Annotated in this window: 7 protein-coding genes; 3 read left to right on the plus strand and 4 right to left on the minus strand. The window is 37.4% G+C overall.

The annotated features are described in order from the left end of the window. Window positions 1-555: 555 nt before the first annotated feature. The 3 genes from BMX30_RS23085 to BMX30_RS23095 all read right to left on the minus strand — a co-directional run bounded on the left by BMX30_RS23085 (window position 556) and on the right by BMX30_RS23095 (window position 3,830). The gene (locus tag BMX30_RS23085) at window positions 556-978 is read right to left on the minus strand and encodes a DUF1801 domain-containing protein (protein ID WP_090750672.1); all 423 of its coding nucleotides are present in this window, start codon (window positions 976-978) and stop codon (window positions 556-558) included. Window positions 979-1,059: 81 nt separating this feature from the next. Continuing rightward, window positions 1,060-1,581: an ankyrin repeat domain-containing protein gene (locus BMX30_RS23090; RefSeq protein ID WP_090750674.1), complete on the minus strand. Its 522-nt coding sequence runs from the start codon at window positions 1,579-1,581 to the stop codon at window positions 1,060-1,062. Between the two features lie 209 nt (window positions 1,582-1,790). After that, window positions 1,791-3,830 (minus strand): ABC transporter permease subunit, encoded by a 2,040-nt coding sequence (locus BMX30_RS23095; protein ID WP_090750676.1) that lies wholly within the window; start codon window positions 3,828-3,830, stop codon window positions 1,791-1,793. A gap of 245 nt (window positions 3,831-4,075) precedes the next feature. Between BMX30_RS23095 and BMX30_RS23100 the strand changes: the two genes are divergently transcribed. The 3 genes from BMX30_RS23100 to BMX30_RS23110 all read left to right on the plus strand — a co-directional run bounded on the left by BMX30_RS23100 (window position 4,076) and on the right by BMX30_RS23110 (window position 7,610). Then, complete coding sequence (locus BMX30_RS23100; protein ID WP_090750678.1) at window positions 4,076-5,314, plus strand: MFS transporter; 1,239 nt, start codon at window positions 4,076-4,078, stop codon at window positions 5,312-5,314. Window positions 5,315-5,620: 306 nt separating this feature from the next. Then, window positions 5,621-6,619, plus strand: coding sequence for a permease (locus BMX30_RS23105; protein WP_090750680.1), 999 nt, complete (start codon window positions 5,621-5,623; stop codon window positions 6,617-6,619). A 13-nt stretch (window positions 6,620-6,632) separates the two neighbouring features. Then, window positions 6,633-7,610 carry a TIGR03943 family putative permease subunit gene (locus BMX30_RS23110; RefSeq protein WP_090750682.1) on the plus strand — a complete coding sequence of 326 codons (978 nt, stop codon included), beginning with the start codon at window positions 6,633-6,635 and terminating at the stop codon, window positions 7,608-7,610. Window positions 7,611-7,661: 51 nt separating this feature from the next. On the opposite strand, the gene BMX30_RS23115 is transcribed toward BMX30_RS23110, so the two are convergent. Beyond that, window positions 7,662-7,901 (minus strand): FmdB family zinc ribbon protein, encoded by a 240-nt coding sequence (locus tag BMX30_RS23115; protein ID WP_244532703.1) that lies wholly within the window; start codon window positions 7,899-7,901, stop codon window positions 7,662-7,664. Window positions 7,902-7,969 lie beyond the last annotated feature (68 nt).

Here is a 7,969-nt window from a genome sequence, read left to right on the forward strand (position 1 = left end):
TGGTTAGTCGAATCAATCGGGTAGTTACAGTCAGTTTATCCGTTAGGATATTACTGACTGTTCGTACGCGATAAAGAGTGATTAGCTCATAAAATAAAACGTTGGCTCATGTTCTCTATTTAATAGAAGAAACATGATAAATATTGTTTGTTGACGCTTGTTTGTTTAGTTTTCAAAGAGCAATTTTCTTTGTCGTTTTAGCGACAGGAGTTTATCTTATAACATCCAAATCATTTCGTCAACACTTTTTTTAAAAATGTTTTTAACGATGATGAATGTCTTTCGTTTTTCCCTTGCTACCGGAGCAGCTATATTAGAATAACATCTTACTATTTAAGAATCAACACCTTTTTTGAAAAAAGTTTTATCAAAGGATAATAGACTTATTTAACAGAATCAATGGATTAGAAGTGATATATGGAGGTTTCTTTTTGACATAGCCACAACATACAAGATAGGGGAACGGATTCAATGCTACCCTACCCTCCCCTGCTCTAACCTAAATGACTTTAAAGCCATCATCCCATCATTATTAAAAAACGTTTCGGCATTATATTATCGTTGCGGATACGATGTTTTCAAAAATTCAACAGACTGAATGATTAATTTTTTTAGGATATCGACATTAATATCAGCCACTTTGTTAATATACACACAGGCCTTTCCTGTTGTGTGCTTACCAAAGTTCATTAATAATTCCTGTCGTTTTGTGTCACCAGTCGCAAAGTACAAACTAATTTTTGCCTTCCTAGGAGAAAAGCCCACCAGTGGGGCATCCCCTTCGTGTCCAGAATCGTATTTATAATGATAAGAACCAAAGCCTATAATACTGGGTCCCCACATCTTTGCTTCATATCCTGTTGTTTCCGTAAATAAGTCTAGTAATTTATATGCATCTTCCCGTTTTTTTGGACTTTCTACTTTTTCTATAAACTCAAGGACACTATTGTCCGTTTCCTTTGTTTTCAATTCATACATATGTAAACACTCCTTTACTTATTTTGTCCAAAAGCTTCTTTTATAGAAGAAAGAGAGTAGATGTCTCGTCGGAGTTCTTACTTAATCATTTACACGGAACTCTCCCAATAGTTCGGCGATTTGTTGGTGTTCTCTTTCTAAAGCAATTTCTAGTGCGGTTTTCCCTCCGTCTACTTTCGCATTCACCGGTGCACCATTTTCTATTAATAGGCTAATCAGTTGAACGTTGTCTAGGTGATAGGCTGCGGAATGAAGACAAGTATGACCATTGCTATCAAAAATATTGGTTTGACCCTTATGTTCTAAAAGAGTTTTAATGACTTCCAAGTTCCGTTCACCCGCTATTGCAGCATGCAGTGCTGTATTCGATGGAATAAAACTGATTTTCGAGTGGGATATTGCGTTAACATCCGCCCCGTTGTCTAATAGAAGTTTAACCGTTTTTAGATGGCCAAAATGAGAGGCGTAGCCTAAAGGAGTAAGACCCTCCTCATTTTCTGTATTTACAATGGTTTGGTCATACTCAAGCAACTTCTTCACAGTTTTCCTATCATCTATTTGAATAGCCTCGAAGAATTTTTTCCCACTATCTGAATGTCTCAATTGATAGGCCCTCTTTCATCTTAAATTTTATAACTAAGATCTTTTAACATTCTAACTAGACATTGCATATAGGTTCCTTTTAACTATTCAACTTAGACAAATGATTCCCTTCCAAGTGAGAGCATCTCCAAATGTTTTTTAACTAGACAAGACTAATTCTTTTCCATAAAACAAGGAAGGGATTTCCCCCTTCCTTACAGCAGTTTTAGTTATTGAGTGTGTTTTATTCTCCGAAAACGGTCCTTTGTCACTTGATTAGACATACTGTATGGTGTTTCTCGATTCTTATCATGAATTTTTCTTTTTTTCGGAAGTTTATACAAAACCCCAACTTTCACCTGTTGTACCTCTTTTACGCCTTGAATGATGAATTGCATAGCGAAAATCGCAAGCATAAAGGCGACTAATATCCACAAGAACCAATATCTTCCTCCCGCGATGGCGTTTTGACCAATTTGTCCAATTAGACCTGACCACTCATTAGTCATTGATCTCGGGGGATCCGCTTGCATCCCAAAGCTAAGAATCGTCCCGCCAAAGAAGAACTGAAAGACTCCTAAATGAATAAAGATTAATAGTACTTGAATAAACTGCTGACCGAACAGGATCGTTAACCGTGGGCCGAGATGGGGTAAAACATGACGCCAAAACACATGAAATTTGCTTCCCCCTAACACTTTGGCACTGATAATAAATTCATATTCAAGTACCTGCTTGATCTCTTTCCCCAATAAAACAGTTGTTAACGGAATAACCAATATCGTTAAAATAAATATCTCTAGAAGTACTCTTTCTGTAAAAGAATACGCAAACCCCTGCATTGTCGGCATTAGGATGGGGGCTAGTAATATGTAGGCAATCAGGCTTAATGGCAGGAAGTGAATCGAGTCAGTCATTCTTCCAAACCACTCCTGCGAACGTGGTCTTAGGTGGAATGCATATAAGACACCAAATAAAAGACCGCCAAACACTCGTAATAAGGCAATCAAAAGGGCAAAAAACAACGTATATTTCGCGCCAATTACCAATTGATCAAAGAGACTAAAGCCCAAACGATCAGACCCAAAGAAAAAAGGTTCAGTCGGGGCAAGTGGAGGTGTGCCTAGTAATTTTGATCCATCTTCATTGTAGTAAAGTCTAACTTGATCTACATGGTTATCGGTTGTGACAGAATAAATTAGACTATAGCCAATTGCAATAACGAAAAAGAGGAGTCCCAGGGCAAATTTCCAATTTTTCATGTGACTAAACAATAGTTGAAAGAAATAGGTAAACGGCCTAAATAGGGATGGTTTTCGTATTTTAATAGACTTCAATGAAAAAGCAAATCCGTTTTTAACGTCCTTCTTCCACTGAAGAAGATTCCATCTCCCCCATCTCTGTGATTTGATTTCGAGCGGAACAGCAGACTCATCTTTAAGCCATAGCTCCATGAGCTGAAAGAAAAAGTAAAAGGGAGTAAAAATAAGAATTAGTGTGAAAGCAATGGTCATAGGAGTGAAACTTTCCAATAGATAAAAAGTTAACCCATGCACATTAAAGACACGTTCAATAATAAACTGACTTGATAACGTCCCCCAAATGATAATTTTCATATGATGGAACGAGATTGGCATAATATTTTTGAGAATATGCCTCATTAAAATACCAAATCGGCGAATTCCTTTACTTTTTAAAAAGGTGACATATACCTTTAAAAATTCTTCCTCAATCATTAGCAACAAAATTTTAAACATTGATACCATCGGTAAAATTGCTAATGTAAGGATCGGTGCAAGATAAACGGGCTCAGTATAGCTAGCAACACGGAATAAATGAATTCCAGTTGTCTTAAGAACCAAAATTACTAGCAATTGTAATAGACTCGCAAAAATGAGGTCCGGAACGGACTCTAAGAAGTCAAGGATACGCTTAACTGGCGCTAGCACTCTGTTCGGCAAAAAGGTAGCAGCCATCGCAAAACAAAAGGCAATAAAAAATCCTAATCCCAGCGCTCCTAATAAAATTTTCATCGAATAAACAAACGGCTCCCACAACACCTCGAGGATGGGAAACTCTCCTTTGGAACCTTGTACAGGATATAGCCAAAGATTCGGGTTTGCCATTTCTCCAAAGAATTGAATTAGTTGCCCGAAATAACCCGATGTATCCGGCATTCCCCTTGTTGAGAAATATTGCGGAAAGACGCTGACACATAGGATTGCGACAATTCCTAAGAGATAGAAAGCTATTAATTTTATAATCTTCATTGTTACACCCTTTTCCTACAAATTCGGCTCTTCTAAACATTCAAATAAATCAATGTATATAATACCATATAATGTTAGTTTTGGAAGCATTCGTTAACCTGCCAATAGTTTTATATAAATATATAAAGTTAAAAATAAAGTGGTTTACGTGATCCTTATGTTTTCACGGAGTTTAACCGTTTGATTAGACATTCAATTTCCCACACTCTAATATGGAATATATGGAGAAAAAGTGAGGATTTAGAATGTCATATATTCAACCTGGAACAAAAGAATATAAACGGTCTAAAGTCGCGTTATTTATTGCCGGTTTAGTACCTTTTGCTATGATCTATACAACCCAACCAACAATGCCATTATTTGCTGATGAATTCAACGTCTCGGCGCCTGTTGCTAGTTTAACTTTATCCTTAACGACAGGGTTACTTGCGATTACATTGATCATCGCAGGTTCGATATCGGAGCGTATTGGGATTAAACAGATGATGGTCGTTTCAATGGTCCTCACATCCATATTGGGAATTCTTTCATCACTGAGCCCAAACTTTTATACTCTATTAATTTTCAGAACCTTATTAGGGGTATTTGTCGCGGGTGTTCCTTCTATTGCGATGGCCTATATTGGAAAAACATTTCATCCATTACATACGTCTATGATTATGGGTTTTTATATATCAGGTTCAAGCATTGGCGGAATGTCGGGAAGAATATTGACCGGTCTACTGACCGATTTCTTTACATGGAGAATAGCCTTTGCGATTACAGGAATTCTCACATTGATTTTATGCCTTATCTTTTGGCTTACTTTACCGTCTCCTCAAACCGAGACAAAGGATAGAGTAGGATGGTCATCGATTTGGACTTCTTATAAAAAACACCTGATGAATAAAAGACTAAATTACCTATTTATACTCGGTTTTTTATTAATGGGCAGTTTCGTTTCAATGTATAACTATATTGGCTTTTTATTAGTTAAGCCTCCTTATAATCTTAGTCAAACCGTTATTGGCTTTATTTTTATCGTTTATTTGTGTGGAACGTTCAGCTCTATTTATATGGGAAAGAAAGCGAGCAAGTATGGCAATCTATTGATCTTAAAACTTTCGATTTTCATTACAATTAGTGGAACAATCATAACCCTTTTTCCAACTTTAATTTTCAAAATAGTTGGAATTTCCGTCTTCACGTTCGGTTTTTTTGCCAGTCACTCGATTGTCAGTGCCCTTGTGACCGAAAATGCTAAAGAAAATAAGGCTCAAGCATCCTCGCTTTACCTGCTCTTTTATTATCTAGGGTCTTCCGTTGTTGGTTCAGTCGGTGGGTTTTTCTGGGAGCAATTTCTATGGTTCGGGGTGATAGCATTTAATTTATGTTTATTATTGGTTGGGCTATTTCTGGTTTTCGTGCGTGGTACCACGAACATAGTTTCTAATGAACATACAATAGAGAACTCGAATGAATCGAGTTGGTCACAAACTGAATGATGAAATTTGGAACTAAATAGAACCATCCCGCAAAAGGACCTCTTGGTGCAAATTCACCAAGAGGTCCTTTGTAATTGAATCGTTTTATAAAAACAATTTTTAATCGACTAATATTTATATTTACTTTGTCCTTATTATCTTTTAGAATATAAAACGTAATAATTACGATTTGCATTACATACTGCTATTATTCTAGTGATGATAGGCCTTTAGCTTCACACTAAGGAATTCTTACTCTCTGATTCCGCTATCTTTCCCAGAAATTTTAAACGAATGATCTACCAAGAACTACTTATGGAGGTTTAAATGAATCGTATTTTCCGTACCAATTTAATTGATTTTACAGGCATCCTTTTGATCGCTTTTCTTTTATTTGTCTTATCCTTTGGCTCTGGGTTTGGTAATCCCTTTGAGTTGCCACCATCCGTTTTAAATCTAAATACGATTTTCCTAAGTATTTTAATAGAAGCGATGCCTTTTGTTTTGATCGGGGTATTGATTGCAGGCAGCATTCAAATCTTTGTGACGGAGGAACATATCCAAAGGTTGATACCGAAAAACAAAATATTGGCCGTCATCATGAGCTGTGTCGTTGGAGCACTTTTTCCTGCCTGTGAATGTGGAATTGTCCCCATTGTCCGCCGACTCATTTCTAAGGGTGTACCTATATACGCCGCAATGGGCTTTATGCTGACAGGGCCGCTCATCAACCCAATTGTCATTGCCTCTACATATATGGCTTTTGGAAATGACATCCAAATAGCTGGATTGAGAATGGGATTAGGTTTTCTCATTGCTGTTGTAGTTGCTTTAATTGTTAGTTTTGTTTTTAAAGGGACACAGTTTAAAAATGCAACCCATCTACTCCATACGACAACTCCCAAAAAGAATCAGTCTTTTACGAACAAGTTTTGGTCGATGCTCACCCATTCGATTGATGAATTTTTTGACATGGCTAAATTTCTCATTTTAGGTGCCTTTTTGGCCGCTTTTGTTCAAACCTATATGCCTGCAAAAGCACTGTTAGAAGCAGGAAGTGGCCCAATTTCTTCCCTATTAGTAATGATGGGACTGGCTTATGTTTTATCTTTATGCTCTGAAGCCGATGCCTTTATTGGTGCTTCATTCAGCAGTATTTTCCCTACTACGTCCATCCTTGGTTTCTTAATCTTTGGCCCAATGATAGACTTAAAAAACACCTTAATGATGCTTAGTGTTTTCCGAGTTAAATTTGTAATGGGGATGCTGGCGTTGGTTGCCTCAACCGTGTTTATTACTTTAATGCTGGTGCAAAGCATACTATAAGGGAGGAAGGGCTATGACATTTCATTTTCAGCAGGCATTTAGAGCCTTTATATTATTAGCTTTCACTGTTTTAATCATTAAGCTTCATATGACGGGGGAAATTACGAAGTTGATCAACCCGAAATATGAAGGTTTAAGCAAGACAGCAGCTATAATTTTTTTAATCCTGTTTTTTATCCAGATTACTAGAATCTGGTCTACTAAGAAGACTAGTAGTCATTCTTGTAATCATGATCACGAGGGTTCCAACTGTGGCCATCACCATGATCATGGGAACACACCTTTTAGTAGTAAAAAATTCATATCCTACGCAATTATTGTGTTTCCATTACTAACAGGTTTCTTCCTTCCGCCTAAGGTGCTTGATTCATCGATTGCCGATAAAAAAGGTGGAATGGCCATCTTGGCGAATAAAAAACAAAAAGCGAGCGAGGAAAGTACAGAAACCGGTGAGTTTGATAGTAGCGACCCTTGGTTAGAAGAACAGCCGCTAACTGGAGAAAACAGCACAGGAGAAACTTCCTTCATAGAGGATAATGCCATACCTGATCTCGAATATAAAAACCTGATGTCCAAGGAAGAATATGATCAACTCATCCAACATCTGTCCCAAACCGACCGGATTGTCATGGATGACACAGTGTTTGCAACTTACTATGATGAAATGAGTTACGATCTTGAAAAATACAAAGGAAAAGAAATTGAGTTGACTGGATTTGCCTATAAAGAGGAAGGGCTTGAACAAGATCAGCTTGTGTTATCGAGATTTTTAATCACACACTGTGTCGCGGATGCTAGTGTCATTGGGTTTCTTTCAGAAATCCCAGGGGCAGCAAACATTGAAGAAGATACCTGGATTTCTGCAACTGGAGTTTTGGATGTTACGACATTTAATGGTGTTGAACTTCCAATTATAAAAGTGACGAAGTGGAACATAGTTGACGAACCTAAGGAACCCTATCTTTATCCGATATCGATAAAAATCTTATAAAAGGAACAAAATCGCTAACGCGACCTTAACCCCGTCCCAAGTGAAGTGAAATCACTTGGGATCTTTTTTCGCTCTACGCATAGGTCCACCACACTTTGGACACTCTGTTTCTACCTCTTCATTTTGCTTTTTATCAACCCAGAATTCTTGCACGACAAATTCAGGGACATCGTCTTCCTCCCCACATTCTAAACAGGTAAATAGTATTGTTTTTATTTCTTCGTCAAGTCCAAATGGATCTTCTTCTTCCAACCACTTATTCAATTCATCCTGCTCTTTGTTTTTGCTCATTCAAATGTCTCCTCCTATTTTTCATGCATTCCATATCCTCCATATAATGATACAGGTGACCGTAATCG

The sequence above is a fragment of the Mesobacillus persicus genome (assembly GCF_900109925.1).
GTDB lineage: Bacteria > Bacillota > Bacilli > Bacillales > Cytobacillaceae > Mesobacillus_B > Mesobacillus_B persicus.

Coding starts and splice junctions, on each gene's coding strand:
- BMX30_RS23085 (WP_090750672.1), bottom strand. CDS start 978: ATGTATGAATTGAAAACAAAGGAAACGGACAATAGTGTCCTTGAGTTT.
- BMX30_RS23095 (WP_090750676.1), bottom strand. CDS start 3,830: ATGAAGATTATAAAATTAATAGCTTTCTATCTCTTAGGAATTGTCGCA.
- BMX30_RS23100 (WP_090750678.1), top strand. CDS start 4,076: ATGTCATATATTCAACCTGGAACAAAAGAATATAAACGGTCTAAAGTC.
- BMX30_RS23105 (WP_090750680.1), top strand. CDS start 5,621: ATGAATCGTATTTTCCGTACCAATTTAATTGATTTTACAGGCATCCTT.
- BMX30_RS23110 (WP_090750682.1), top strand. CDS start 6,633: ATGACATTTCATTTTCAGCAGGCATTTAGAGCCTTTATATTATTAGCT.
- BMX30_RS23115 (WP_244532703.1), bottom strand. CDS start 7,901: ATGAGCAAAAACAAAGAGCAGGATGAATTGAATAAGTGGTTGGAAGAA.